Genomic DNA, 23,391 nt, shown 5'->3' with positions numbered 1-23,391 from the left:
ATTCTAACTTTTAAGCGGTGTCAATTAAAAATTGAAAATGATTCTCAAAATCATTGACACTTTTTTCAATGTTTCCTAAACTAAAGGTTAGATATATATAGGAATCATCTTAGAGGAGAGCAATGAAAATGATGCTACGCAGTGTTCAAATGAAAGTAATGGGGCTCATCATTGGAATCATGCTGCTTTTAATCTGTATTGGATTAAGTATCGTACTCGGATACACAGATACAAGTATCAAGACAGCATTTGAAGCTTTTCAAGCGTTTAACGGTTCGAATGAGCACATAGTTATTCAAAATATTCGATTGCCGCGCGCTATAATCGGTGCTGTGGTAGGTATTTGTTTAGGAATTGCAGGAGCAATGATGCAGGCGTTAACGAAAAACCCACTTGCTTCACCAGATATTATTGGTGTGAACGCTGGGGCCAGCTTTTTTATTGTTGTTGCAGTGATGATTTTTTCGGTCAATTCACTTCAAGCTTTTACATGGATTGCATTTATAGGAGCGGCATTAACCGTAGTGGTTGTCTATTTTCTTGGGTCCATCGGAAAAGAAGGATTAACGCCTATTAAATTGACGCTCGCAGGAGCGGCTATTGCAGCCTTTTTCTCTTCTTTAACACAAGGACTGCTGGCTGTGGATGAATCTTCGCTTGATCAAGTTCTCTTTTGGCTGGCTGGGTCTGTGCAAGGACGCAAGGTAGAAATGCTGTATGGCATACTACCATATATAGTGCCAGCAATAATTATCACTTTTTTTATTGCTTCAAAAATTAATATCTTAACGATTGGTGAAGATGTAGCCAAAGGATTAGGTCAAAGAACAGCGCTTGTCAAAATTATAAGCGGCATCATTATTGCTATCTTAGCTGGTGGAGCCGTTGCAGTAGCCGGTCCGATTAGTTTTGTAGGAATCATTGTTCCTCACGTTGTAAGAGCAATTGTAGGACAAGATTATCGCTGGGTATTTCCCTATAGTGCGGTTGTCGGCGGCATTTTAATTTTATTAGCTGATGTTGCGGCCAGATATGTCATTATGCCGCAAGAAATCCCTGTTGGAGTCATGACTGCTGTTATTGGTACACCTTTCTTTATCTATTTGGCGAGGAAAGGGGCGAAGGCGTCATGAAAACATACTTATCTCTTCGCTTAAAGCGGATTTCATTTTTAGTTAACATAAAAGCAGCTTTGATCATTACCGGATTTTCAGCTGCACTTGTTGCACTTTTTTTGTTAAGTGCAGGTACGGGTGACTTATTTATCAATCCATTTCGGGTGATTAACATTTTAGCGGGTCATGGATTAGAGTTTGAACGGTTAGTTGTTACATCCTTTAGACTGCCGCGCATTATCGTTGCCATTTGTGCCGGTATTTGTCTAGCGATTGCGGGCGCTATCTTGCAGGGGCTTGTGAGAAATCCGCTTGCTTCACCAGACTTAATCGGATTAACAGGAGGAGCTTCAGTCGGTGTGGTGTTATTTTTGACACTATTTAGTGATAAAAGCAACTCGTTAACCGTAAGTATTAATTGGATGCCTGTTAGCGCATTTTTAGGTGCAGTGGCAGTGGCGCTTTTACTTTATGTGTTTGCCTGGAAAAATGGCGTCTCTCCTATTACACTAGTATTAATAGGAATTGGGTTAACAGCGTTAACGAAAGCTATGACCACGCTGTTTATGATTATGGGTCCTATCTACCGCGCCAGCCAGGCAAATATTTGGATTACAGGAACGGTGTATGGCTCAAACTGGGCCAGTGTTTCCATACTAGTTCCTGTTACAATAGGGTTGGTTATAATCACGATTTTAATGATTCGAAATTTAAATGTTCAAGAATTAGGTGAAGAAATTGCGACTAACGTTGGAAGTCGCGTTCAAAAAAATCGATTGGCACTATTACTTATGAGTACAGCTTTAACAGGAAGCGCCGTTGCATTTGCCGGCGGAATTAGCTTTGTAGGATTGCTTGCTCCACATATTGCCCGAAAGCTGGTAGGTTCTTCATTCGGAGCTTTAATACCGCTATCGGCACTAATCGGAGCGATTTTAATCACAGCAGCAGATTTAATTGGCCGAACATTTTTCTTGCCAATCGAAGTGCCAGCAGGTGTATTTACAGCTGCAATTGGCGCACCGTACTTCATTTATTTACTATACAAACAAAGAAACGTATAGCATTCTTTGTAGAAGGAGCGATTCGCATGCATTCGTTAGAAACAAAATCGCTAACATTATCATATGGAGAAGCGATGATTATAGATGAGCTTGACGTTACCATCCCAAAGGGTGAGATTACGGTTTTTATCGGCAGTAATGGATGCGGAAAATCTACGCTGCTGCGTTCACTAGCAAGATTATTAAAGCCACATGCCGGCTCTATTTTACTAGAAGGCTCTAAAATTTCCTCTCTTCCGACAAAGGAAATTGCAAAGCAGCTAGCAATCCTTCCGCAAGGTCCTGTTACACCTGAAGGGCTGACAGTGCTTCAGCTTGTTAAACAAGGGCGCTATCCGTATCAAAATTGGTTCCGTCAGTGGTCTCAAGAAGATGAAGAAAAAGTACAAAATGCACTCGAAGCAACAGGGTTAGCAGACTTGGCTGATCGTCAAGTTGATTCGCTTTCTGGAGGACAGCGTCAGCGCGCATGGATTGCCATGACACTAGCACAAGATACGGATATTATTTTACTTGATGAACCGACAACGTATTTAGATATGACGCATCAAATTGAGATCTTGGACTTGTTGTTTGAACTGAATGAAAAAGAAAATCGTACCATCGTAATGGTGCTGCATGATTTAAACTTAGCCTGCCGCTATGCTCATCATATTGTGGCGCTTCAAGATAAAAAAATCTATGCACAGGGAAGACCAGAAGAAGTCATTAACTGCGATTTAGTACAGCGAGTCTTTAATATGAACTGTGAAGTGACGGTGGATCCGTTATTTGGAACGCCTCTTTGTATTCCTCATGGGCGCGGACGATGTATTGTGAATAAGCTGCGCGTTGAAACGCAGCATGCTCAATAAGAAAGAGCAAAGCGAGTTAGCAGAAAAATTCCGCTGTACGTTTAAAGATAACTCGCTGTATAGGTTGTCTCCCTCCAGCTGCATGGACGAAAGCACGCTGAGGATGCAGCTGCTGTGGATTCAACAGACGATGGAGGCTGATAACTTGAGAGCAGCTGCTTCCATGTTAGCGAAGCGGTATAGCTTTGTTGTGGTGGCGGCTTTGTATTCATTTATTGTGTTTCAAAAAAAGATAAATGCATCGACTAAAAATGTTTCGTTGCATACAGAAGACGCTGAAACGATGTGGCTCCCAAAAGTGTTTATCTCAGAAATTGAGACGAAAGAAGTAACAGAGGACAATCGGAAAATTCTTCTTGATGAACTTCTTGATGAATTGTTTGCTCATCACATTGAGCCGATATGGTCATCGCTGCGTAAAGTGACAAAAATCTCGAAGCTGACGCTGTGGGAAAACGTAGCTGTTTATATCCACTGGCTTTATGATTTGCTTTTGGCAAATGAAGAAATAGAAAATGTGCAAGTACAAAAGAATTTACGATACGTGTTGGAAGAAGCTGAGGGTCATCACTTTGGTTCATACCATCATAATCCGTTTGCTAGGTACAGTTCACCTCCTCCATATGTAGAGAAGCAAAAGCAGGAGATAAGAGGTCGGCAAACGTGCTGTTTGTCTTACCAAACAGGAGATAAAAAGACTTATTGTCGAACGTGTCCGGTTATTTGTAAACCAAAGAAAGGAGTGATTGTGCATGAGTAAAACCTTTCAAGAGCAATTCGACGGTTTGATTGAAAAGTATACGGAACTAATGGTTGGTCAAAGTGATGAACAGCTGCAGGAAAAAGTGAAAATGTGGGCACTTTACAACCATATCTCAAAATCCATGCCGCCTTTAACAAAGCATTGGAATCAATTATATCCAGAAGCAAAAGCGGAAATGGTCGAGATTGTGAAGGAAATAAAAGAGCTGAATGAAGCGCATCGAGTGTCACAGCGAAAACCGGAATAAAAACATTCATCACAAAGCTGATGGATGTTTTTTTATCCAAAAGCTCTCGGTCGCTTTTTGATTTTGTATGCATATGTTAATAAAGGGTGCCTATCTAGTTTAAAAAATGGTAAAATTAATGATAATTAAATAAATTTTGTGAGGTGTATGACAAGTGAAGGCGGGGGGTTGCTTTGGAACAAACGATAAGAAACTTTTTTTTATTGTTATCAAAAAGCAAAAAGTTAACAAAGCTGGCTAAGCGCTATGGCTTACGTTTTGGAGCAGCACGTTTTGTTGCAGGGGAAACCATCGATGAAGCTGTTAGTGTGATAAAAAAGCTAAATGAACAGGGATTAAAAGTAACAATTGATTATCTTGGCGAGTTTGTGGAAAGTGAAGCTGAAGTTGATCATGCCGCAGCTCAATGCATAAAGGCCATTCACCTTATACACAAAGAAAGATTAGATTCAGAAATTTCTTTGAAATTAACGTCTATGGGACTGGATATTTCAGAGGATTTGGCACTTCATCATATGCGGCGTATTCTTGAAGAAGCGGAAAAATATAGCGTATTTGTGACGATTGATATGGAGGACTATAAGCGATGCAGCAAGACGATTAAGCTATTTAAACAATTAAAAAATGAGTATGAACACGTAGGGACGGTGCTTCAAGCATACTTATATCGAACAGAAAGTGACGTCCGTGAATTAGATGTTTATGCTCCTAAATTAAGGTTAGTGAAAGGGGCGTACAAAGAAGCAGCAGACGTGGCGTTTCCTGATAAAGAAGACGTAGACGAAAACTTCAAAAACATAATTGGACTCCACTTATTAAACGGTCACTACACAGCAGTTGCTACTCACGATGAACGAATCATTCAGTATGCAAAAGAGTTTGTTAAAAAGCATGGAATTTCAATCGATCAGTTTGAATTTCAGATGCTATACGGCATTCGATCAGAAAGGCAAGTTCAGCTCGTAGCAGAACAATATAAAATGAGAGTGTACGTTCCTTATGGAACGGACTGGTATGGGTACTTTATGAGGCGCCTTGCAGAAAGACCTGCAAATGTCGCATTTGTCTTAAAAGGAATTGTAAAAAAATAATAATGAAATGGTCGTGATGATAAAGTAAGAAATAATCAAAAATCGAACATGATTCGATTACTCATGTTCGATTTTGAGGTTAATGTCCTTGAGTGTTATGCTTTGTGTACTGTTGGTTTTGAGATGTCTTTTTGCCGCGTCCGTGCGGTTCATTGACCGGTCCAGCATTTCCTTTAACGCTTGCTGCGCTTACGCCTGCTGACGATGGATCCTTCTTTAATTTGCTCACAAAATCACCTCCTGTGTATTAAGATAACCAAACACATTAAAAATAGTTAGAGATAATATTGTGAATATATTGCGAAAATTTAAAAAATGTTTTATAGTAAAAACAGAGATTAACAGTGACTCTCTTTTTTTACGCATAAAATGAATGACCATTCATTCAATATATTAAAGGGGATGTGGGGATAATTATGAACATAAAAAAAGCCGCCGTTTTAGGTTCAGGAGTTATGGGCTCTGGAATTGCAGCTCATTTAGCAAATGTAGGAATTCCAACGCTTTTGCTAGACGTGGTTCCAACTTCACTAACAGCAGACGAGGAAAAAAAACAGCTAACGCTTGAAGATAGGCAAGTGAGAAATCGGTTGAGTACAACTGCTCTAGCTAAATTAACGAAGCAAAAACCGGCGCCTTTAACGTTTAAGTCGTCACTATCGTTAATTACGCCAGGAAATCTTGAAGATCATTTACAGCAGTTAAGCGACTGTGATTGGATTATTGAAGTAGTAGTGGAACGTCTTGATATTAAACAGCAGTTGTTTGAAAGAATTGACAGTGTACGAAAAAAAGGAAGTATTGTAAGTTCAAATACTTCAGGAATATCGATCCACGAAATGGCTAAAGGACGCTCAGAAGATTTTAAAGCGCATTTTTTAGGAACGCACTTTTTTAATCCACCGCGTTATTTAAAGTTATTAGAAATCATTCCAACTCATGACACAAAATCAGAAATTGTTGAATATATGAAAACGTTTGGTGAAGATGTATTAGGTAAAGGAGTAGTTATTGCAAAAGATACGCCTAACTTTATCGCCAACCGTATCGGTACGTACGGTTTACTTGTGACCGTTCAAGAAATGTTAAAAGGTAATTACAGCGTGGGAGAAGTTGACTCTGTGACGGGCCCCTTAATTGGAAGACCAAAAAGCGCAACGTTTCGAACACTAGACGTAGTGGGACTAGACACATTTATTCATGTGGCCAACAATGTATTTGACAAAGTAGAAGGCAAAGAAAAAGAAGTGTTCGATGTCCCTTTATTTATGAAACAAATGCAGGAAAACGGCTGGCTGGGAAGCAAGTCGGGGCAAGGCTTCTTTTTGAAGAAAGGAAAGGAAATTTTGGAACTTGATCCTAGTACACTTCAATACGTCGAGCGAAAGAAGTTAAAAACAGCTTCTACCGAATTAAGCAAGCAGGCAAAAGGGCTGCAAAATAAAATGAAAGCGCTTATATATTCTGGTGATCGTGCCGGCCAGCTTCTTTGGAATGTGATCAGTCCCGTTCTTGTATATGCAGCACAGTTAAAAAATGAAATCGCTGACGATATCGTGGCCATTGATCAAGCTATGAAGTGGGGATTTGGCTGGAAAATGGGTCCTTTTGAGACGTGGGATGCAATTGGTTTAGAAAAGTCAATTGAGAAGATGGAGCAGTCTGGTTTAGCAGTTCCGCAATGGGTAAAACAAATGCAGGAAAATGGATTTACAAGCTTCTATAAAGAAATGGAAGGTCAAACGCTTTACTACGAAGATGATGAGTATAAAGCAGTAAAAGAAAATAAAAAGGTGATTCACCTGTCATCTTTACGTTCTCAAAATAATGTCATTTTAGAAAACAGCGGAGCGAGTTTAATTGATTTAGGAGATGATGTGGCGTGCCTGCAGTTCACCTCTCCTAACAATGCAATCGGGCTAGATATTATTAGCTTATTAAATCAGTCTCTTGAAGAAGTGAATAAGAACTATAAAGGGCTGGTCATAGGAAATCAAGGGAAAAATTTCTGCGTTGGCGCTAACTTAGCTATGATTTTAATGGAAGCACAAGATGACAATTATTTTGAAATTGAATTTGTTATTAAACAATTTCAACAGGCAATGATGAAGGTGAAATATAATGAAAAGCCGGTTGTTGCAGCTCCATTTGCAATGACTCTTGGAGGCGGAGCAGAAATTTGCTTACCGTCAGCTAAAATCCAAGCTTCTGCTGAAACTTACATGGGCCTTGTAGAAGTAGGAGTCGGACTCATTCCTGGTGGAGGAGGTAATAAGGAGCTTTATATAAAACAGCTAAATGGTTTACCTAACGGTGTAACGCTCGATCTTCAGCAAATTGCCAATAAAACATTTGAAACAATTGCTACTGCAAAAGTATCTACTTCTGCTGCAGAAGCTAGACAGCTAAACTTTTTAAACCGCCATGATGGCATCAGCGTAAACGGAGATCACTTGCTGAATGATGCGAAGAACTCAGTCCTTGCTTTACATGACACGGGCTATAAACCACCTGTAAGAACTAAGATTCCCGTGGTTGGAGAAACAGGATATGCAACGTTGCTGCTAGGAGCTCAATCCATGAAGTATTCAGGATATATATCAGAACATGATTATAAAATTGCTAGTAAGTTAGCATTTGTGTTAGCCGGAGGACGTGTAGCGTTTGGTTCGGAAGTTGATGAAGAGTATTTGCTGGACTTAGAGAGAGAAGCCTTTTTAAGCCTTGTTGGAGAAGCGAAGTCTCAAGAACGTATGCAGCACATGTTAGTTAAAGGAAAACCACTGCGTAATTAAGGGGAGAAAAAATGAGAGAAGCAGTTATTGTAGCAGGTGCTAGGACACCGGTTGGAAAAGCAAAAAAAGGTTCACTGGCAAGTGTTAGACCTGATGATTTGGGAGCCATTGCGGTTAAAGAAACTCTTCGCCGAGCAGGAGGATACGAAGGACCAATTGATGATTTAATTATTGGTTGTGCGATGCCTGAAGCAGAACAAGGTTTGAATATGGCTCGAAATATTGGCGCTCTTGCGGGTTTGCCTTATACGGTGCCAGCAATAACGATTAATCGTTATTGTTCATCAGGTTTGCAAAGTATTGCCTATGGTGCAGAACGAATTATGCTAGGGCAAGCCAAAGCAGTGTTAGCTGGAGGAGCAGAATCAATGAGTTTTGTTCCGATGTTTGGAAACGTAGCGCGTCCGAATGTTCAGCTGGTTGAAAATGCGCCGGAGTATTATATGGGCATGGGACATACAGCAGAACAAGTGGCCATGAAATACGGCATTTCGCGTGAAGACCAGGACGCGTTTGCTGTACGCAGCCATCAAAAAGCAGCAAAAGCACTTCAAGAGGGGAAGTTTAACGACGAAATTGTTCCGGTGGAAGTGACGCTTCGAAAAGTGGATGAAAACAATAAGCTCTGTGAACAAAAGCTGATGTTCTCTCAAGATGAAGGAGTTCGTCCTGGCACAACTGCGGATGTATTAGGGAAACTTCGTCCAGCTTTTTCGGTTAAAGGATCCGTAACAGCTGGAAACTCTTCGCAGACAAGTGACGGAGCTGCATCCGTTTTTCTAATGGATAAAGAACAAGCTGAAGCAGAAGGGTTAAAGCCTTTGCTTAAGTTTCGCTCATTTGCAGTTGGAGGAGTTCCGCCTGAAGTAATGGGGATTGGCCCGGTAGCTGCCATCCCTAAAGCTCTTAAACTAGCAGGGCTGGAGCTTTCTGATATCGGATTGTTTGAATTAAATGAAGCATTTGCTTCTCAAGCACTTGGCGTTATTCGTGAATTAAATATTAATGAAGATAAAGTAAATGTAAACGGAGGCGCTATTGCCTTAGGTCATCCATTAGGCTGTACCGGAGCTAAGCTGACTCTTAGCTTAATGCACGAAATGCAGCGTCGAAATGAACAGTTTGGAATTGTCACGATGTGTATTGGCGGAGGAATGGGAGCTGCTGGTGTATTTGAATTGTTAGCATAATCATTTCAAAGGGGGATATGAACATGTCAAATAAAACAAAACAAATGATTAAAGGTGGAAGCTTTTTAATTGAAGAAGGCGATGCAAGCCGCGTCTACACGCCGGAGGATTATACATCTGAACAAAAGATGATTGCCAAAACGACAGATGAATTTGTAGAAAATGAAGTCCTTCCACAAGTGGAATATTTAGAAAAGCATGAGTTTGACCGTTCTGTAAAGTTATTAAAACAAGCTGGTGAATTAGGGTTACTTGGTGCAGATGTACCGGAAGAATACGGTGGACTCGGTTTAGATAAAATTACCTCGGCTTTAATTGCTGAAAAAATGTCTCGAGCAGGCGGATTTTCCATCACTCATGGTGCTCACGTAGGAATTGGGTCATTGCCAATCGTCTTATTTGGAACAGAAGAGCAAAAACAAGCATATTTACCTGCTTTAGCAGTTGGGGAAAAAAATAGCAGCATATGCGTTAACAGAACCTGGTTCTGGTTCCGATGCCCTCGGTGCTCGCACAACAGCTCGCCTTAACGCCGAAGGCACACACTATGTGTTAAATGGAGAAAAGCAGTGGATTACGAATGCCGGATTTGCTGATGTGTTCGTAGTGTATGCGAAAATCGACGGCGATAAATTTTCTGCTTTTATCGTTGAACGCGAATTCCCAGGCGTTTCGGTTGGACCGGAAGAGAAGAAGATGGGAATCAAGAGTTCATCAACAAGAACATTGATTCTTGAAGATGCGCTTGTTCCAAAAGAAAACGTGTTAGGTGAAATTGGAAAAGGCCATGTGATTGCGTTTAACATTTTAAATATTGGGCGCTATAAGCTTGGAGTTGGAGCAGTTGGAGCAGGTAAACGTGCGTTAGAAATTACATCTCAATATGTTAACCAGCGTCAGCAGTTTAAAACGCCCATTGCTAAATTTTCATTAACCCAAGAAAAGTTAGCAACAATGGCTTCTAAATTGTACGCAACTGAAAGCTCTGTCTATCGTACGGTAGGACTTTTTGAAGACCATATGGGCCAGCTTTCAGAAGAACAGCAAAAAGACGGAAAACAAATTGCGGCTTCCATTGCTGAATATGCTATTGAATGCTCATTAAATAAAGTGTTTGCAACGGAATCTCTTGACTACATCGTAGATGAAGGCGTCCAGCTTCACGGAGGCTATGGTTTTATGAGTGAGTATGAAATCGAGCGCCTGTATCGTGACTCCCGCATTAACCGTATTTTTGAAGGAACAAATGAAATTAATCGTCTCTTAGTACCAGGCACGTATTTACGCAAAGCGCTAAAAGGAGAGCTTCCGCTGCTTCAAAAAGCACAAACGCTTCAAGAAGAATTGATGATGCTTATGCCACAGGAAGTAGGGAATGAGCCGTTAGATCAAGAAAAAATGCTTGTGCAAAATGGGAAGAAAATTGCGCTCTTGCTTTTAGGCCTAGCTGCACAGAAATACGGTAAAGAATTAGAGAAAGAACAAGAAATTCTCGTTAATATTTCCGATATGATTAGTAACGTATATGCAATGGAATCCACTGTTTTGCGTACTGAAAAAGCCATTTCCAAAACAGGAGCAGATCAAAACAGTTTAAAATTAAAATATACACAAGTATTCTGCCAAGAAGCATTTAATCGAATCGAAGCAGATGCAAAAGAAACGTTAATTGGCGTTGAACAAGGTGATATGCTTAGAGTCATGCTTTCGTCTCTTCGCAAGTTAACTCGCTATACACCAATTAATGTGATTAGCGTAAAGCGCGAGATCGCAAAAACACTTCTAGAAGTAGAGAAGTTCAAAGTTTAAGGAAAAAGGAGCTCGTTTTGCGAGCTCCTTTTTTGTTTAAGAAGCCTCTATCTAGGTAAATGATAAAGGATGTGTTAAAATACGAAAAAAGCTTAAAATAAAGGGTGGTTGACTAAATGTCATTATTTTTTTATTCATATCCAAAGTGTGGTACGTGCCGAAAAGCAAAGAAGTGGCTGGATGATAACGGAGTAGCGTATGAAGAAATTCATATTGTAGAAAACCCGCCAACAAAAGAGCAGCTGCAGTCTTATTATCAGAACAGCGGCTTAGAATTAAAAAAATTCTTTAATACAAGCGGTAAAAAATATCGCGAATTAGGGCTTAAAGATAAAGTAAGCAGTGCAAGTGAAGACGAGCTTCTGTCTATCCTTGCGTCAGATGGTATGTTAATTAAGCGTCCGCTGCTAACAGATGGACAAAAAGTAACGCTTGGTTTCAAAGAAGAGCAGTTTGAAGACGTGTGGAAGTGAGTTTTCAAATAGAAAATTTTTACCTTTTACGTTACACTGTTAATAGGAAGTTATTTTAGGTTGTAGAAAGTGTTCTCCACGTTGAAGGCGCTTTTTATATAAACAAATTACGATACATATTTTGGAGGGATTAAGATGAGTACACCAAAAGATTTGCGTTATTCTGAAGAGCATGAATGGGTAAAAACAGAAGGAGACGTTGTCCGCGTAGGTATTACGCATTTCGCTCAAGCTGAGCTTGGCGACATCGTATTCGTTGAACTGCCAGAAGTAGGAGCAACAGTAGAAGCTGACGAGCCGTTTGGCAGCGTTGAATCAGTAAAAACAGTTTCTGAGCTTTACGCACCAATTAGCGGTGAAGTTGTAGCAGTAAACGACAACTTAAGCGATAGCCCTGAACTTGTTAATGAATCTCCATACGAAGAAGCATGGATGATTACAATCAAACCATCTGATGCTTCTCAAGTAGACAAGCTAATGACAGCAGAGCAATACGAAGAAATGACAAACGAAGGATAATATTCCTCCATAAATTGTCTTTATGAAAAGTTTTTGACTGGACACTCTATTAGTAAACAAGCTAAAGGAGTGTCTTTTTATGTTTGAAAAACAAAAAATGGACGTTACAGATCGCGTTACAGCTAAATTTCATGACGGCGGTATGAAATTATATGTTGATAAGCAGCCAATTGGTGAAGTTAGTTACGGAACAAGCGGCAATGAATACCGCTTTGAAGAAGGGTATTCGCAAGAAAATAATAAGTTCTACCAATATACGGATGTACAAAAACAAGGTGAAACGCAAAAATATACAGACTGCGACGAAGAAGCAGGATGGTGCTAAACAGTGGCAACTGCCGCTGTTTTTCTTGTTTTATGGAAACAATATGGCCTAGGCTGCCTTTTAAAACAGTTCTTTCTTGCAAATTTCTTTTAAAAAACAGGTGAACTGTGATACATTAACGAATATTGTATAGCATAAAGAAATGATGTTACTATACAACTGACGATTATGGGTGATGAAAATGGGGCTAATTGAAATCGAAAAAGTAATTATTGTCGAAGGAAAATCAGATAAAAAACGTATTCAAGATATCATTCGAGAACCAATTGAAATTATCTGTACAAACGGTACGATTAGTTTATCAAAGCTGGATGAAATTATTGACTGTACGTTTAACAAAGAGGTATACATACTCGTTGACTCTGATGATTCAGGGAATAAGCTAAGAAAACAATTTAAACGAGAGCTTCCGGAAGCAGAGCATCTATATATTGATAAAATGTACCGAGAAGTTGCTGCCGCCCCTAGACATCACATAGCAACAGTATTACTGAGTGCCAATATCGATGTTAATGCAGAATTTTTAACATAAAAGGAATGAGCAACATGCAAGAATGGAGCGAAAAACAGCTTGACGATCAGTTAAAAGAAGGACAAAGAGCGTTTATCTTTTTCCATACGCCTTTTTGCGGGACATGTCAGCTGGCAAAAAAAATGTTAACCGTAGCAGAAGCGATGCTGCCCGATGTGACCATCGGAATGAGCAATTTAAATTATATGCCTTCAAAAGCAGAAGTATTTTCAATTGAAAGTGTACCTTGTTTGATTGAAGTGGAAAATGGCGAAATGGTAAAAAAACTCTATGCGTTTCATTCCATCGAGCACGTACTTGAAAAGCTTCGATAATCAAACGTTTGTTTAAAATGAAGAAATTGAAAGAGAGCAAACCGTTGGGGCTGTTGAAATCTTGGGATATTATCCCAAGAGTAAAATCTGTTGACAGCCTATCTGACACATGCTAAAATCACACTCATGAATGTTCATAAATGAATGAATATTTCCAAAAACAAAATAATTGTTGCGAACTCTTATCAAGAGAGGTGGAGGGACTGAGCCCTGTGAAACCCGGCAACCGTCAGACTAACTGAAATGGTGCCAATTCCTGCAAAGCTATGCGCTTTGAAAGATGAGAGAAAGGATTAAATATCGAGCCTTTCTGTCATGCGCAGAGAGGCTTTTTTAATGGGGAAAATTGTTTTACGGCTTTTTCATCCTATAGGGCAACCTAACATAATTAAGTTTTTACTAAAGAAGGTGAAGAAATATGATTACATTAACAGACGTTACAAAAATTTATCAGGCTAAAAGCGGTCAAGTAACAGCTGTTGATAATGTGAATCTAACCGTTAACCAAGGTGAAATTTACGGAATTATTGGTTATAGCGGAGCGGGGAAAAGTTCTTTAATTCGCTTGCTAAACGGGTTAGAAACACCAACGACAGGAACGGTCGAAGTAGCAGGTAATGATATTGGAAAAATTAAAGGCGGAAAACTCAGAAAAGCTAGACAAGAAATTAGTATGGTATTTCAGCACTTTAATATCTTGTGGTCGCGTACGGTGCGAGAAAATATTGCCTTTCCGTTAGAAATAGCAGGGATCTCAAAAGAAAAAAGAATGAAACGAGTAGACGAGCTTATCAAGCTAGTCGGGCTTGAAGGACGTGAAAATGCTTATCCATCACAGCTTAGCGGTGGACAAAAGCAGCGTGTTGGTATTGCTAGAGCGCTAGCCAATAACCCAAAAGTATTGCTGTGTGATGAAGCAACATCAGCGCTTGATCCTCAAACGACAGATTCCATTTTAGATCTGTTAGTAGATATTAATGAGAAGCTAGGGTTAACCATTGTATTGATTACTCATGAAATGCACGTTATTCGTAAAATTTGTCATCGAGTAGCCGTTATGGAAAATGGGGCAGTGGTAGAAGAAGGACAAGTGCTAGAGGTATTCAGAAAACCTAAGCAGCCGATTACAAAGCGATTCGTTCAACAAATTTCTGAACCAGAAGAAACGTTTGAAACAATTGAACAAGTACAGGAGTTATATCCAAGCGGGCAAATTATTCAGCTGACGTTTGTTGGCGGAAAAGCAGAGCAACCCCTCATTACAACGATTTTAAAACAGTTTGATGTAACGATTAATATTTTGCAAGGAAAGATTTCTCATACACAAACAGGTTCATACGGAACGTTGTTCGTTCATTTAGACGGAGAATTAACAGAAGTTGAAAAAGTCATTGCATACATTCATGAGCAGCAGGTAGAAGTGGAGGTAATGACAAATGCTTGAGAAACTATTTCCAAACGTTATTTTAGATGATTTTATTCAAGCGACAAATGAAACACTATATATGACGGCTATTTCAGTTATAGCCACGTTTGTTCTAGGTATTTTATTGGGCTTGCTTTTATTTTTAACGTCCAAAGGACAGCTTTGGCAAAACAAACCTTTATATGCCATTGTGTCAGCGGTCGTAAATATCTTTCGTTCCATTCCATTCATTATTTTAATTGTTTTACTGATTCCATTTACCAAAGCGTTGGTAGGAAGTATTTTAGGCGCTAATGCAGCGTTACCTGCTTTAATTGTTGGAGCAGCACCATTTTATGCGCGTCTTGTAGAAATTGGTCTGCGCGAAATTGATAAAGGTGTTATTGAAGCTGCTAAATCAATGGGAGCAACAACAAGCACTATTATCTTTAAAGTGCTGTTACCTGAATCGCTGCCAGCTTTAATTTCTGGTTTGACGGTAACGACGATCGCGTTAGTCGGCTATACGGCAATGGCGGGTGTGATTGGAGCTGGAGGTCTTGGTAATCTTGCATATTTAGAAGGATTCCAGCGCAGTCATAACGATGTAACGCTAGCTGCTACGATCTTAATTTTGATTATTGTATTTATTATTCAACTTATTGGAGATGCGATTACTGCAAAAATTGATAAAAGATAAAGGGAGGATTATTTATTATGAAAAAATGGCTTTCGGCTTTAGCATTAACATCTGCGCTAATAGTAGGATTAGCTGCGTGTGGATCTAACAATGGATCAAAAGATGAAAAGAAAATTGTTGTGGGTGCCTCTAATACGCCTCATGCTGAAATTTTAGAACAAGCAAAACCGATTTTAGAAAAACAAGGAATTGACTTAGAAATTAAAAAATTCCAAGACTACATCTTACCGAACACAGCTCTTGCAAACAATGAAATTGATGCAAACTACTTCCAGCACGTTCCTTATATGAATTCAGTGCTAAAAGATCACAAGGGTGAAAAAGGGTATGATTTTGTAAGTGCCGGTGCTATTCACATTGAACCAATCGGTATCTACTCTAAAAAATACAAAAGCTTAAAAGATCTTCCGAAAAACGGCACAGTTATTATGCGTGATGCAGTAGCAGAGCAAGGACGTATTTTATCGATTTTTGAAAAAGCCGGCGTAATCAAATTAAAACCAGGCGTAAAGAAAACAGATGCACAAATTAAAGATATCGTAGAAAACCCGAAGAATTTAAAATTTAAAGCCGATGTTGAAGGCGGATTGCTACCTCAGATGTACAAAAATAATGAAGGTGACGCTGTTGTTATCAATGCTAACTATGCTATCGATGCTGGTTTAGATCCAGTAAAAGATCCAATCGCAGTGGAAAGCAAAGACAATAACCCTTATGCAAACATCATTACGGTTCACAAAGGCGACGAAAATAAAGATACGGTGAAAGCTTTAGTGAAAGTTCTTCACTCTAAAGAAATTCAAGACTACATTAAAGAAAAATACAAAGGCGGAGTACTGCCGGTAAATAAATAATAGAAGAAAAGCGCTTGCCCACTATGAGCAAGTGCTTTTTTTGTATGCGGGAAAACGAATAACTCTTATTTTTCTCACGCATACTAACCGTGAAAACTTTACTGATGATGGGAGCTGACGTTATGCAGCAAGAAGCACGTCATTCAACTGAGCAAGCACTTCATGATTATAAAATGGGTGTTGGGAAATTTAGCGAAAAATTGCCGGAAGTAACAAAAACGTTTAATGCGTTTACTGAAGCATGTTTTGGAGAAGGTTCTCTTTCTAAAAAAGAAAAGCAGTTAATCGCGTTAGGAATCAGCGTAGTAGCTCAAGACGAGTACTGTATGATTTATCATACAAAAGGCTGCATTGATCAAGGTGCAACTGAGCAAGAAATTTTAGAAGCATGCGGAGTGTCAGCTGCATTTGGCGGAGGCGCAGCGATGAGTCAGTCCGTTACGCTTGTCCAAGAGTGTATTTCAGAACTGACTAGCCACACGCACTAAGTAAATAAAGCGGGTAAAAAAGCTTGTCTTAGAAGGCTCTATGGAGTCTTTTAAGGCAACTTTTTTATGAGTGGATTTAGTCTTGAAAAACGTACATAATGGATTAAAACCTTTTGGGTCAAAAGGTTGCTATAAGTTTTCATTTGTTATAAGATTGTAATGAGAATAAAATGAGAATAATTAAAAAGATATAGGTATATCGTTTTTTACTATATACGTCTATAACTGGAGGTTTTAATATGGCAGGGTCAACTTTAACAATTAAAGATCTTCATGTTGCAATTGAAGGTAAAGAAATTTTAAAAGGTGTTAATTTAGAAGTTAAGGGCGGCGAAATCCATGCAATCATGGGACCAAACGGTACTGGTAAATCAACATTATCTTCAGCAATCATGGGACATCCTAAATACGAGGTTACACAAGGAAGCATCACGCTAGACGGCGAAGATGTACTTGAGATGGAAGTAGATGAGCGCGCTCGTGCAGGTCTATTCCTAGCTATGCAATATCCAAGTGAAATCAGCGGGGTAACAAATGCTGACTTCTTACGTTCAGCAATTAATGCTCGTCGTGAAGAAGGCGAAGAAATTTCACTAATGAAATTCATCCGTCAATTAGACAAAAACATGGATTTCTTAGAGATGGATCAAGACATGGCTCAGCGTTACCTAAACGAAGGTTTCTCTGGTGGTGAGAAGAAACGTAATGAAATTCTTCAATTAATGATGCTTCAACCAGGAATTGCAATTTTAGATGAAATCGACTCTGGTTTAGATATCGATGCGTTAAAAGTTGTATCAAAAGGTATTAATGAACTGCGCGGCAGCGAGTTTGGTTGCTTAATGATTACTCACTACCAACGTTTACTAAACTACATTACACCAGATAAAGTTCACGTTATGATGCAAGGTCGCGTTGTAAAATCAGGCGGACCAGAATTAGCACAGCGTCTAGAGGCAGAAGGTTATGACTGGATCAAACAAGAATTAGGTATTGAAGACGAAACTGTAGAGCAAGAAGCTTAAGAGTTAGGAGGATCTCTATGACTATTGATACGAAATTACCATTTGATCAAGAGTACATCAGCAGCTTTTCAAAAGAAGCTAATGAACCAAGTTGGCTGCTAGATCTTCGCTTACAAGCTCTTGCGAAAGCAGAAGATCTTGCACTTCCAAAGCCAGATAAAACAAACATTTCGAAATGGAACTTTACTGCATTTGACAAGCACACTTCACAGGCAAGCACAATCTTATCTGTAGAAGAGCTTCCAGAAGTGGTTAAAGCATTGATTGATACAGAAGCTGTTAAAAATCTATATGTTCAGCGTGACCAAACAGCTGCATATTCAACATTAACAGAAGAGCTAAAGTCTCAAGGCGTTATCTTCACAGATATTCAAACAGCTGCTAAAGAGCATAGCGACCTTGTTGAGAAGTACTTCATGAAAGACGGGGTTAAAGTAGATGAGCACCGTTTAACTGCATTAAACGCAGCGTTATTAAACGGCGGTGTATTTGTATACGTTCCTAAAAATGTAGAAGTACAAGAGCCGCTTCAAGCTGTATTTGTCCGTGAAGATGAAGAAGCTGCTTTATTCAACCATGTGATTGTTGTAGCTGAAGACAACAGCTCAGTAACATATGTAGAAAACTACATTGCTACTGCTGAAGAGTCAAACGGTGTTGTCAATATCGTGACGGAAGTATTTGCTAACAGCAATGCAAAAGTAACATTTGGGGCTGTTGACTACTTAGCTAAAGGTACAACTACTTATGTGAACCGCCGCGGCGTAGCGGGCAAAGATGGTCGCATTGAGTGGGCTTTAGGCTTAATGAGTGAAGGAAATACAGTTTCAGAAAATACAACGTATCTAATGGGCGACGGTTCATATGGAGATACAAAAACGGTAACAGTTGGACGTGGAGAGCAGTCTCAAAACTTAACAACAAGTATCGTACATTTTGGAAAACATTCTGAAGGCTACATTTTAAAACACGGCGTTATGAAAGAAAGCGCGTCTTCAATCTTTAACGGTATCGGTAAAATTGAACACGGTGCGTCTAAATCAAACGCTGAGCAGGAATCTCGTGTGTTAATGTTAAGTGAAAAAGCACGTGGAGACGCAAACCCAATTCTTCTAATTGATGAAGACGATGTAACAGCAGGACACGCTGCATCTGTTGGACGCGTAGATCCAATTCAGCTTTACTACTTAATGAGCCGCGGTATTTCGCAAACAGAAGCAGAACGTCTAGTTATCCACGGGTTCTTAGCACCAGTTGTAAACGAGTTGCCAATCGAAACGGTTAAAAAGCAATTAACAGATTTAATTGAAAGGAAAGTTCGATAATGAATATCTCTGATATTCGTAAACAATTTCCTATTTTAGACCAAGAGGTAAATGGCAGCCCACTCGTTTATTTAGACAGTGCAGCAACTTCACAAAAGCCGCTTGCTGTAATTGAAGCAATTGAGAAGTATTATAAAGAATATAACTCAAACGTACACCGAGGTGTTCACACGCTTGGTACAAGAGCAACAGACGGATATGAAGGCGCTCGTGAAAAGGTTCGTAAGTTTATTAATGCAAAATCAACGGAAGAGATTATCTTTACGCGTGGTACAACGACAGCTCTTAATACAGTAGCTGCAAGCTATGGCCGTGCTAATCTCAAACCTGGTGATGAAATTGTGATTACTTATATGGAGCATCACAGCAACATCATTCCTTGGCAGCAAGTTGCCAAGGAAACAGGTGCAACGTTAAAATATATTTCATTAACAGAAGATCATGCACTTTCACTCGAAGAGGTAAAAAGCACGATTACATCCAACACCAAAATTGTATCGATTATGCAAGTATCTAACGTATTGGGCACAATTAACCCAGTAAAAGAGATTGCAGAAATTGCACATGCTAACGGTGCAGTAATGGTTGTGGATGGTGCGCAAAGTACGCCTCACATGAAGGTGGATGTACAAGATTTAGACTGTGATTTCTTTGCTTTCTCTGGACATAAAATGGGCGGACCGACTGGAATCGGCGCTCTTTATGGAAAGAAAGAGCTTCTTGAAAAAATGGAACCAATCGAGTTTGGCGGCGAAATGATTGACTTCGTAAACCTATACGAATCAACGTGGAAAGAGCTTCCTTGGAAATTTGAAGGAGGTACGCCAATCATTGCAGGTGCAATTGGTTTAGGTGCAGCGATTGATTTCTTAGAAGAAGTTGGTTTAGATAATATTCAAGCACATGAGCACAAGTTAGCGCAGTACGCACTGGATCGCTTATCGCAAGTAGATGGAATTACGATTTACGGACCGAAAGAGCGAGCGGGTGTTGTGACGTTTAATATCGAAGATGTGCATCCGCATGACGTTGCAACAGTAGTAGACGCTGATGGAATTGCGATTCGTGCAGGTCATCACTGTGCGCAGCCGCTGATGAAATATTTAAACGTATCTTCTACTGCACGTGCAAGCTTCTATTTGTATAACACGGAAGAAGAAGTAGATAAATTGGTATCATCATTAATAAAAACGAAGGAGTATTTTACAAATGGCTTTTAATAATTTAGATACTCTCTATCGTCAAGTAATTATGGACCATTATAAAAATCCGCGTAATCGTGGAACGTTGAATGAAGATACTGTGAACATTCATATGAATAACCCGACGTGTGGAGACCGCATTGAACTTTCTTTAAAAGTAGAGGACGGCAAAGTGGTGGATGCAAAGTTCGAAGGTGAAGGATGTTCAATTTCAATGTCATCAGCTTCAATGATGACACAAGCAATTAAAGGTCAAGAAGTAGACAAAGCGTTTAAAATGGCCCATATCTTCTCTGACATGATGCAAGGTAAAGAGTATGATGATAGTATAGATTTAGGAGATATTGAAGCACTTCAAGGTGTAGCAAAATTTCCTGCGCGTATTAAATGTGCAACACTAGCGTGGAAAGCGATGGAAAAAGGTCTTAACGAACAAAAATAAGACCTTCATTCATTCCCAATCCTATCAAGTAGGGGGTAATAAAAGATGGCTAAAAAAATGCCAGAAATCGGCGATTATAAATATGGATTTTCCGATAAAGACGTATCAATTTTCCGCTCAAAACGCGGTTTAACAAAAGAAATCGTAGAAGAAATTTCTCGTATGAAAGAGGAACCACAATGGATGCTTGACTTCCGTTTGAAATCTCTAGAGCACTTCTACAACATGCCAATGCCACAGTGGGGCGGAGACATGGCAAGCTTAGACTTTGATGAAATTACGTACTACGTAAAACCATCTGAGAAGTCTGAACGCTCTTGGGATGAAGTTCCTGAAGAAATTAAACAAACGTTTGATAAACTAGGTATTCCTGAAGCAGAGCAAAAGTATCTTGCGGGTGTATCAGCTCAGTACGAATCTGAAGTTGTTTATCACAATATGAAAGAAGATCTTGAAGCACAAGGTATCGTATTTAAAGATACGGATACGGCGCTAAAAGAAAACGAAGATATTTTCCGTGAGCATTTTGGAAAAGTTATCCCGCCAACGGATAACAAATTCTCTGCTCTTAACTCGGCGGTTTGGTCTGGTGGATCATTTATTTACGTACCAAAAGGCGTAAAAGTTGATACACCATTACAAGCTTATTTCCGTATTAACTCTGAAAATATGGGACAGTTTGAGCGTACGTTAATTATTGCTGATGAAGGCTCACACGTCCACTATGTAGAGGGCTGTACAGCACCTGTTTATACAACAAACTCTCTTCACAGTGCCGTTGTAGAAATCATCATCAAAAAAGATGCGTATTGCCGCTATACAACAATTCAAAACTGGGCGAACAACGTATATAACCTTGTAACAAAACGCGCGGTTTGTGAAGCAAACGCAACAATGGAATGGATTGATGGAAACATCGGTTCTAAGTTAACAATGAAATATCCAGCTGTTATCTTAAAAGGTGAAGGTGCACGTGGTATGACATTATCTATTGCCCTTGCTGGTAAAGGACAGCACCAAGATGCTGGTGCAAAAATGATTCACTTAGCACCGAACACATCTTCAACAATCGTATCAAAATCAATCTCAAAACAAGGCGGTAAAGTAACATACCGCGGTATCGTACACTTCGGCCGTAAAGCAGAAGGTGCACGTGCGAACATTGAGTGTGATACGCTAATTATGGATAATCAATCAACTTCTGATACAATTCCGTACAATGAGATTTTAAACGATAACATCTCACTTGAGCATGAAGCGAAGGTATCGAAAGTATCTGAAGAACAATTATTCTATCTAATGAGCCGCGGTATTTCTGAAGAAGAAGCAACAGAAATGATTGTAATGGGCTTTATTGAGCCATTTACAAAAGAGCTTCCAATGGAATATGCAGTAGAAATGAACCGTCTAATCAAATTTGAAATGGAAGGTTCAATCGGTTAATAATAGATAAAAACTCGTTTGCTGTTTATGCAAACGAGTTTTTTTGTATCGTTTGTATTAAGATAAAGAAAAGCGAAGCTAAGAAAATAGAGGAGGAATGGCATGATTTATATTGGAGTCACAGGCTGGGGAGATCATGATTCATTATATGAAGCGGGTGTTTCGTCAAGAGACAAGCTTGCCGTATACGCAGGCCATTTTCCAATTGTTGAAGTCGATTCATCTTTTTATGCAATTCAACCTAAATCAAATGTAGAAAAGTGGGTGAATGATACACCCGAATCTTTTCGTTTTGTGGTAAAAGCCTATCAAGGCATGACAGGGCATATGAGAGAAGGGAATCCGTTTGATAGCAAGGAAGAAATGTTTCATGTATTTTTAGAATCAGTGAAGCCATACGTAAGTTCAAATAAGCTGGCCATGATTTTATTCCAAATGCCACCTTGGTTTAACTGTACTAAAGAAAACGTAGCCTATTTGAGATATAGCCGTGAGAAGTTTGGAGATTTGCCAGTAGCCCTTGAGTTTCGAAATCAGTCTTGGTTTAAGCCATTTTTCTATGATAAAACGTTAACGTTTATGGAACAAGAGAAGTGGATTCATGGTATTTGTGATGAACCGCAGGCAGGAGAAGGATCTATTCCAATTGTGATTCATGCTACAGATAAACAGAAAACACTTATCCGTTTTCACGGACGAAACGTACACGGTTGGAATAAGCCCGCAGAAGGCAATTGGCGAGCAGTAAGGTTTTTGTATCGTTACAATGAAAAAGAGCTCCTAGAGTGGAAAGAACGGCTTGAAAAGCTGCAAAAACAAACGAAGGACATTTACTTGTTATTTAATAATAACTCCGGCGGAGATGCTGTACATAATGCCAAACAGCTCATGAGTTTATTAAATATTGAATATGAGAATTTAGCTCCTAAACAATTAGATTTTTTTAATGAATTTTAGCACTGAGTCCTATAAAAGTTTATATAAATAAGGAAGAAGGAATATAAACGTCAAATAGGTAGAAAAGTATATGTAAAACCTCACTTTTTTCTTTCAAAATCATAAATTGATTAAGAAAGGAGTGAGTTACTATGATTACCTTAGCGCCTATTGTAATTGAAGGTCATACGTTTAATGCAGTTACCGTATTGCTGCCAAAAACAACTCTGTTAACAATCTCATCGGATAAAGGGTACATTATGTGCGGAGCACTGGACGTAGGTCTATTAAATGATAAATTAGCTGATCGTCAAATAATAGCTGGAAGAGCTGTAGGTGTACGTACAATTGAGCAACTTCTTGAAGCGCCTCTTGAATCTGTAACACTTGAAGCTGAAAAAAGAGGAATTTTTAAAGGAACAATTGGCAAAGATGCTTTATTGAAAATGCTTTAATATAGTGGAAAATTTAAGATAAAAC

At 39.2% G+C, this 23,391-nt stretch carries 25 protein-coding genes, 1 pseudogene and 1 riboswitch; of the genes and pseudogenes, 25 read left to right on the top strand and 1 reads right to left on the bottom strand.

Annotated features, from left to right (window positions below):
* Positions 1-128: 128 nt before the first annotated feature.
* The 6 genes from Q5794_RS25695 to Q5794_RS25670 all read left to right on the top strand — a co-directional run bounded on the left by Q5794_RS25695 (position 129) and on the right by Q5794_RS25670 (position 5,134).
* Complete coding sequence (locus Q5794_RS25695) at positions 129-1,133, top strand: iron ABC transporter permease (protein ID WP_075421568.1); 1,005 nt, start codon at positions 129-131, stop codon at positions 1,131-1,133.
* Positions 1,130-2,179 carry an iron ABC transporter permease gene (locus Q5794_RS25690; protein ID WP_192997142.1) on the top strand — a complete coding sequence of 350 codons (1,050 nt, stop codon included), beginning with the start codon at positions 1,130-1,132 and terminating at the stop codon, positions 2,177-2,179. The genes Q5794_RS25695 and Q5794_RS25690 overlap by 4 nt, the downstream gene beginning before the upstream one ends.
* A gap of 26 nt (positions 2,180-2,205) precedes the next feature.
* Positions 2,206-3,033: an ABC transporter ATP-binding protein gene (locus Q5794_RS25685; RefSeq protein ID WP_374988541.1), complete on the top strand. Its 828-nt coding sequence runs from the start codon at positions 2,206-2,208 to the stop codon at positions 3,031-3,033.
* A complete protein-coding gene (locus tag Q5794_RS25680; RefSeq protein ID WP_164796678.1) occupies positions 3,023-3,793 on the top strand; it encodes an IucA/IucC family C-terminal-domain containing protein in 771 nt (256 codons plus the stop codon). Before Q5794_RS25685 ends, Q5794_RS25680 begins: the two co-directional genes overlap by 11 nt.
* Entirely contained in the window at positions 3,786-4,043 is a 258-nt protein-coding gene (locus Q5794_RS25675) for a YusU family protein (RefSeq protein ID WP_374988540.1), read from the top strand. Before Q5794_RS25680 ends, Q5794_RS25675 begins: the two co-directional genes overlap by 8 nt.
* A 173-nt stretch (positions 4,044-4,216) precedes the next feature.
* The gene (locus Q5794_RS25670; RefSeq protein ID WP_374988539.1) at positions 4,217-5,134 is read left to right on the top strand and encodes a proline dehydrogenase family protein; all 918 of its coding nucleotides are present in this window, start codon (positions 4,217-4,219) and stop codon (positions 5,132-5,134) included.
* 79 nt (positions 5,135-5,213) lie between these two features.
* On the opposite strand, the gene Q5794_RS25665 is transcribed toward Q5794_RS25670, so the two are convergent.
* The gene (locus tag Q5794_RS25665; protein ID WP_013059660.1) at positions 5,214-5,363 is read right to left on the bottom strand and encodes a YuzL family protein; all 150 of its coding nucleotides are present in this window, start codon (positions 5,361-5,363) and stop codon (positions 5,214-5,216) included.
* 184 nt (positions 5,364-5,547) lie between these two features.
* Here Q5794_RS25665 and Q5794_RS25660 point away from each other — a divergent pair, with 184 nt between their 5' ends.
* From Q5794_RS25660 to Q5794_RS25570, 19 genes and pseudogenes are all read left to right on the top strand, one after another.
* Entirely contained in the window at positions 5,548-7,929 is a 2,382-nt protein-coding gene (locus Q5794_RS25660; protein WP_215054920.1) for a 3-hydroxyacyl-CoA dehydrogenase/enoyl-CoA hydratase family protein, read from the top strand.
* An 11-nt stretch (positions 7,930-7,940) separates the two neighbouring features.
* Positions 7,941-9,119 (top strand): acetyl-CoA C-acetyltransferase, encoded by a 1,179-nt coding sequence (locus tag Q5794_RS25655; RefSeq protein WP_215054775.1) that lies wholly within the window; start codon positions 7,941-7,943, stop codon positions 9,117-9,119.
* Positions 9,120-9,142: 23 nt separating this feature from the next.
* Positions 9,143-10,928 (top strand): annotated as a pseudogene (locus Q5794_RS25650) (acyl-CoA dehydrogenase family protein).
* A gap of 116 nt (positions 10,929-11,044) precedes the next feature.
* On the top strand, positions 11,045-11,401 hold the full coding sequence (locus Q5794_RS25645; protein ID WP_013059656.1) for an arsenate reductase family protein: 357 nt from the start codon (positions 11,045-11,047) through the stop codon (positions 11,399-11,401).
* Positions 11,402-11,536: 135 nt separating this feature from the next.
* The gene (gene gcvH, locus Q5794_RS25640) at positions 11,537-11,920 is read left to right on the top strand and encodes a glycine cleavage system protein GcvH (RefSeq protein WP_013059655.1); all 384 of its coding nucleotides are present in this window, start codon (positions 11,537-11,539) and stop codon (positions 11,918-11,920) included.
* 79 nt (positions 11,921-11,999) lie between these two features.
* Entirely contained in the window at positions 12,000-12,245 is a 246-nt protein-coding gene (locus Q5794_RS25635) for a YusG family protein (protein WP_013059654.1), read from the top strand.
* Positions 12,246-12,426: 181 nt separating this feature from the next.
* On the top strand, positions 12,427-12,777 hold the full coding sequence (locus Q5794_RS25630; protein WP_025752660.1) for a toprim domain-containing protein: 351 nt from the start codon (positions 12,427-12,429) through the stop codon (positions 12,775-12,777).
* A gap of 14 nt (positions 12,778-12,791) precedes the next feature.
* Complete coding sequence (locus Q5794_RS25625; protein WP_215054773.1) at positions 12,792-13,091, top strand: thioredoxin family protein; 300 nt, start codon at positions 12,792-12,794, stop codon at positions 13,089-13,091.
* A gap of 179 nt (positions 13,092-13,270) precedes the next feature.
* A riboswitch (SAM riboswitch) is annotated at positions 13,271-13,378 on the top strand.
* 131 nt (positions 13,379-13,509) lie between these two features.
* Positions 13,510-14,535: a methionine ABC transporter ATP-binding protein gene (locus Q5794_RS25620; RefSeq protein WP_013059651.1), complete on the top strand. Its 1,026-nt coding sequence runs from the start codon at positions 13,510-13,512 to the stop codon at positions 14,533-14,535.
* Entirely contained in the window at positions 14,528-15,196 is a 669-nt protein-coding gene (locus Q5794_RS25615) for a methionine ABC transporter permease (RefSeq protein WP_013085342.1), read from the top strand. The genes Q5794_RS25620 and Q5794_RS25615 overlap by 8 nt, the downstream gene beginning before the upstream one ends.
* A gap of 17 nt (positions 15,197-15,213) precedes the next feature.
* Positions 15,214-16,050, top strand: coding sequence for a MetQ/NlpA family ABC transporter substrate-binding protein (locus Q5794_RS25610; protein WP_215054772.1), 837 nt, complete (start codon positions 15,214-15,216; stop codon positions 16,048-16,050).
* A gap of 122 nt (positions 16,051-16,172) precedes the next feature.
* Complete coding sequence (locus Q5794_RS25605; RefSeq protein ID WP_013059648.1) at positions 16,173-16,538, top strand: carboxymuconolactone decarboxylase family protein; 366 nt, start codon at positions 16,173-16,175, stop codon at positions 16,536-16,538.
* 239 nt (positions 16,539-16,777) lie between these two features.
* Positions 16,778-17,563, top strand: a complete 786-nt coding sequence (gene sufC, locus Q5794_RS25600; protein WP_013059647.1) for a Fe-S cluster assembly ATPase SufC — start codon at positions 16,778-16,780, stop codon at positions 17,561-17,563.
* Positions 17,564-17,580: 17 nt separating this feature from the next.
* Positions 17,581-18,888, top strand: coding sequence for a Fe-S cluster assembly protein SufD (gene sufD / locus Q5794_RS25595; protein ID WP_374988538.1), 1,308 nt, complete (start codon positions 17,581-17,583; stop codon positions 18,886-18,888).
* Complete coding sequence (locus Q5794_RS25590; RefSeq protein WP_013059645.1) at positions 18,888-20,108, top strand: cysteine desulfurase; 1,221 nt, start codon at positions 18,888-18,890, stop codon at positions 20,106-20,108. The genes sufD and Q5794_RS25590 overlap by 1 nt, the downstream gene beginning before the upstream one ends.
* Positions 20,098-20,532 carry a Fe-S cluster assembly sulfur transfer protein SufU gene (sufU, locus tag Q5794_RS25585; protein WP_013085338.1) on the top strand — a complete coding sequence of 145 codons (435 nt, stop codon included), beginning with the start codon at positions 20,098-20,100 and terminating at the stop codon, positions 20,530-20,532. Before Q5794_RS25590 ends, sufU begins: the two co-directional genes overlap by 11 nt.
* A 45-nt stretch (positions 20,533-20,577) precedes the next feature.
* Positions 20,578-21,975, top strand: coding sequence for a Fe-S cluster assembly protein SufB (gene sufB, locus Q5794_RS25580; protein ID WP_013059643.1), 1,398 nt, complete (start codon positions 20,578-20,580; stop codon positions 21,973-21,975).
* Between the two features lie 102 nt (positions 21,976-22,077).
* Complete coding sequence (locus tag Q5794_RS25575) at positions 22,078-22,932, top strand: DUF72 domain-containing protein (RefSeq protein WP_374988537.1); 855 nt, start codon at positions 22,078-22,080, stop codon at positions 22,930-22,932.
* A gap of 131 nt (positions 22,933-23,063) precedes the next feature.
* Positions 23,064-23,366 carry a YunC family protein gene (locus Q5794_RS25570; protein WP_013059641.1) on the top strand — a complete coding sequence of 101 codons (303 nt, stop codon included), beginning with the start codon at positions 23,064-23,066 and terminating at the stop codon, positions 23,364-23,366.
* Positions 23,367-23,391: the final 25 nt, after the last annotated feature.

The sequence above is a fragment of the Priestia megaterium genome (genome assembly GCF_041941685.1).
GTDB classification, from domain to species: Bacteria; Bacillota; Bacilli; order Bacillales; family Bacillaceae_H; genus Priestia; species Priestia megaterium_C.
The sequence above is the reverse complement of the archived record's forward strand: the minus strand, read 5'-3'. Positions and strand labels throughout refer to the sequence as shown.

Excerpts from the sequence above, each read along its gene's own strand:
- Q5794_RS25695 (WP_075421568.1), top strand. The coding sequence starts at position 129 with ATGATGCTACGCAGTGTTCAAATGAAAGTAATGGGGCTCATCATTGGA.
- Q5794_RS25690 (WP_192997142.1), top strand. The coding sequence starts at position 1,130 with ATGAAAACATACTTATCTCTTCGCTTAAAGCGGATTTCATTTTTAGTT.
- Q5794_RS25685 (WP_374988541.1), top strand. The coding sequence starts at position 2,206 with ATGCATTCGTTAGAAACAAAATCGCTAACATTATCATATGGAGAAGCG.
- Q5794_RS25680 (WP_164796678.1), top strand. The coding sequence starts at position 3,023 with ATGCTCAATAAGAAAGAGCAAAGCGAGTTAGCAGAAAAATTCCGCTGT.
- Q5794_RS25675 (WP_374988540.1), top strand. The coding sequence starts at position 3,786 with ATGAGTAAAACCTTTCAAGAGCAATTCGACGGTTTGATTGAAAAGTAT.
- Q5794_RS25655 (WP_215054775.1), top strand. The coding sequence starts at position 7,941 with ATGAGAGAAGCAGTTATTGTAGCAGGTGCTAGGACACCGGTTGGAAAA.
- Q5794_RS25645 (WP_013059656.1), top strand. The coding sequence starts at position 11,045 with ATGTCATTATTTTTTTATTCATATCCAAAGTGTGGTACGTGCCGAAAA.
- gcvH (WP_013059655.1), top strand. The coding sequence starts at position 11,537 with ATGAGTACACCAAAAGATTTGCGTTATTCTGAAGAGCATGAATGGGTA.
- Q5794_RS25635 (WP_013059654.1), top strand. The coding sequence starts at position 12,000 with ATGTTTGAAAAACAAAAAATGGACGTTACAGATCGCGTTACAGCTAAA.
- Q5794_RS25630 (WP_025752660.1), top strand. The coding sequence starts at position 12,427 with ATGGGGCTAATTGAAATCGAAAAAGTAATTATTGTCGAAGGAAAATCA.
- Q5794_RS25625 (WP_215054773.1), top strand. The coding sequence starts at position 12,792 with ATGCAAGAATGGAGCGAAAAACAGCTTGACGATCAGTTAAAAGAAGGA.
- Q5794_RS25620 (WP_013059651.1), top strand. The coding sequence starts at position 13,510 with ATGATTACATTAACAGACGTTACAAAAATTTATCAGGCTAAAAGCGGT.
- Q5794_RS25615 (WP_013085342.1), top strand. The coding sequence starts at position 14,528 with ATGCTTGAGAAACTATTTCCAAACGTTATTTTAGATGATTTTATTCAA.
- Q5794_RS25610 (WP_215054772.1), top strand. The coding sequence starts at position 15,214 with ATGAAAAAATGGCTTTCGGCTTTAGCATTAACATCTGCGCTAATAGTA.
- Q5794_RS25605 (WP_013059648.1), top strand. The coding sequence starts at position 16,173 with ATGCAGCAAGAAGCACGTCATTCAACTGAGCAAGCACTTCATGATTAT.
- sufC (WP_013059647.1), top strand. The coding sequence starts at position 16,778 with ATGGCAGGGTCAACTTTAACAATTAAAGATCTTCATGTTGCAATTGAA.
- sufD (WP_374988538.1), top strand. The coding sequence starts at position 17,581 with ATGACTATTGATACGAAATTACCATTTGATCAAGAGTACATCAGCAGC.
- Q5794_RS25590 (WP_013059645.1), top strand. The coding sequence starts at position 18,888 with ATGAATATCTCTGATATTCGTAAACAATTTCCTATTTTAGACCAAGAG.
- sufU (WP_013085338.1), top strand. The coding sequence starts at position 20,098 with ATGGCTTTTAATAATTTAGATACTCTCTATCGTCAAGTAATTATGGAC.
- sufB (WP_013059643.1), top strand. The coding sequence starts at position 20,578 with ATGGCTAAAAAAATGCCAGAAATCGGCGATTATAAATATGGATTTTCC.
- Q5794_RS25575 (WP_374988537.1), top strand. The coding sequence starts at position 22,078 with ATGATTTATATTGGAGTCACAGGCTGGGGAGATCATGATTCATTATAT.
- Q5794_RS25570 (WP_013059641.1), top strand. The coding sequence starts at position 23,064 with ATGATTACCTTAGCGCCTATTGTAATTGAAGGTCATACGTTTAATGCA.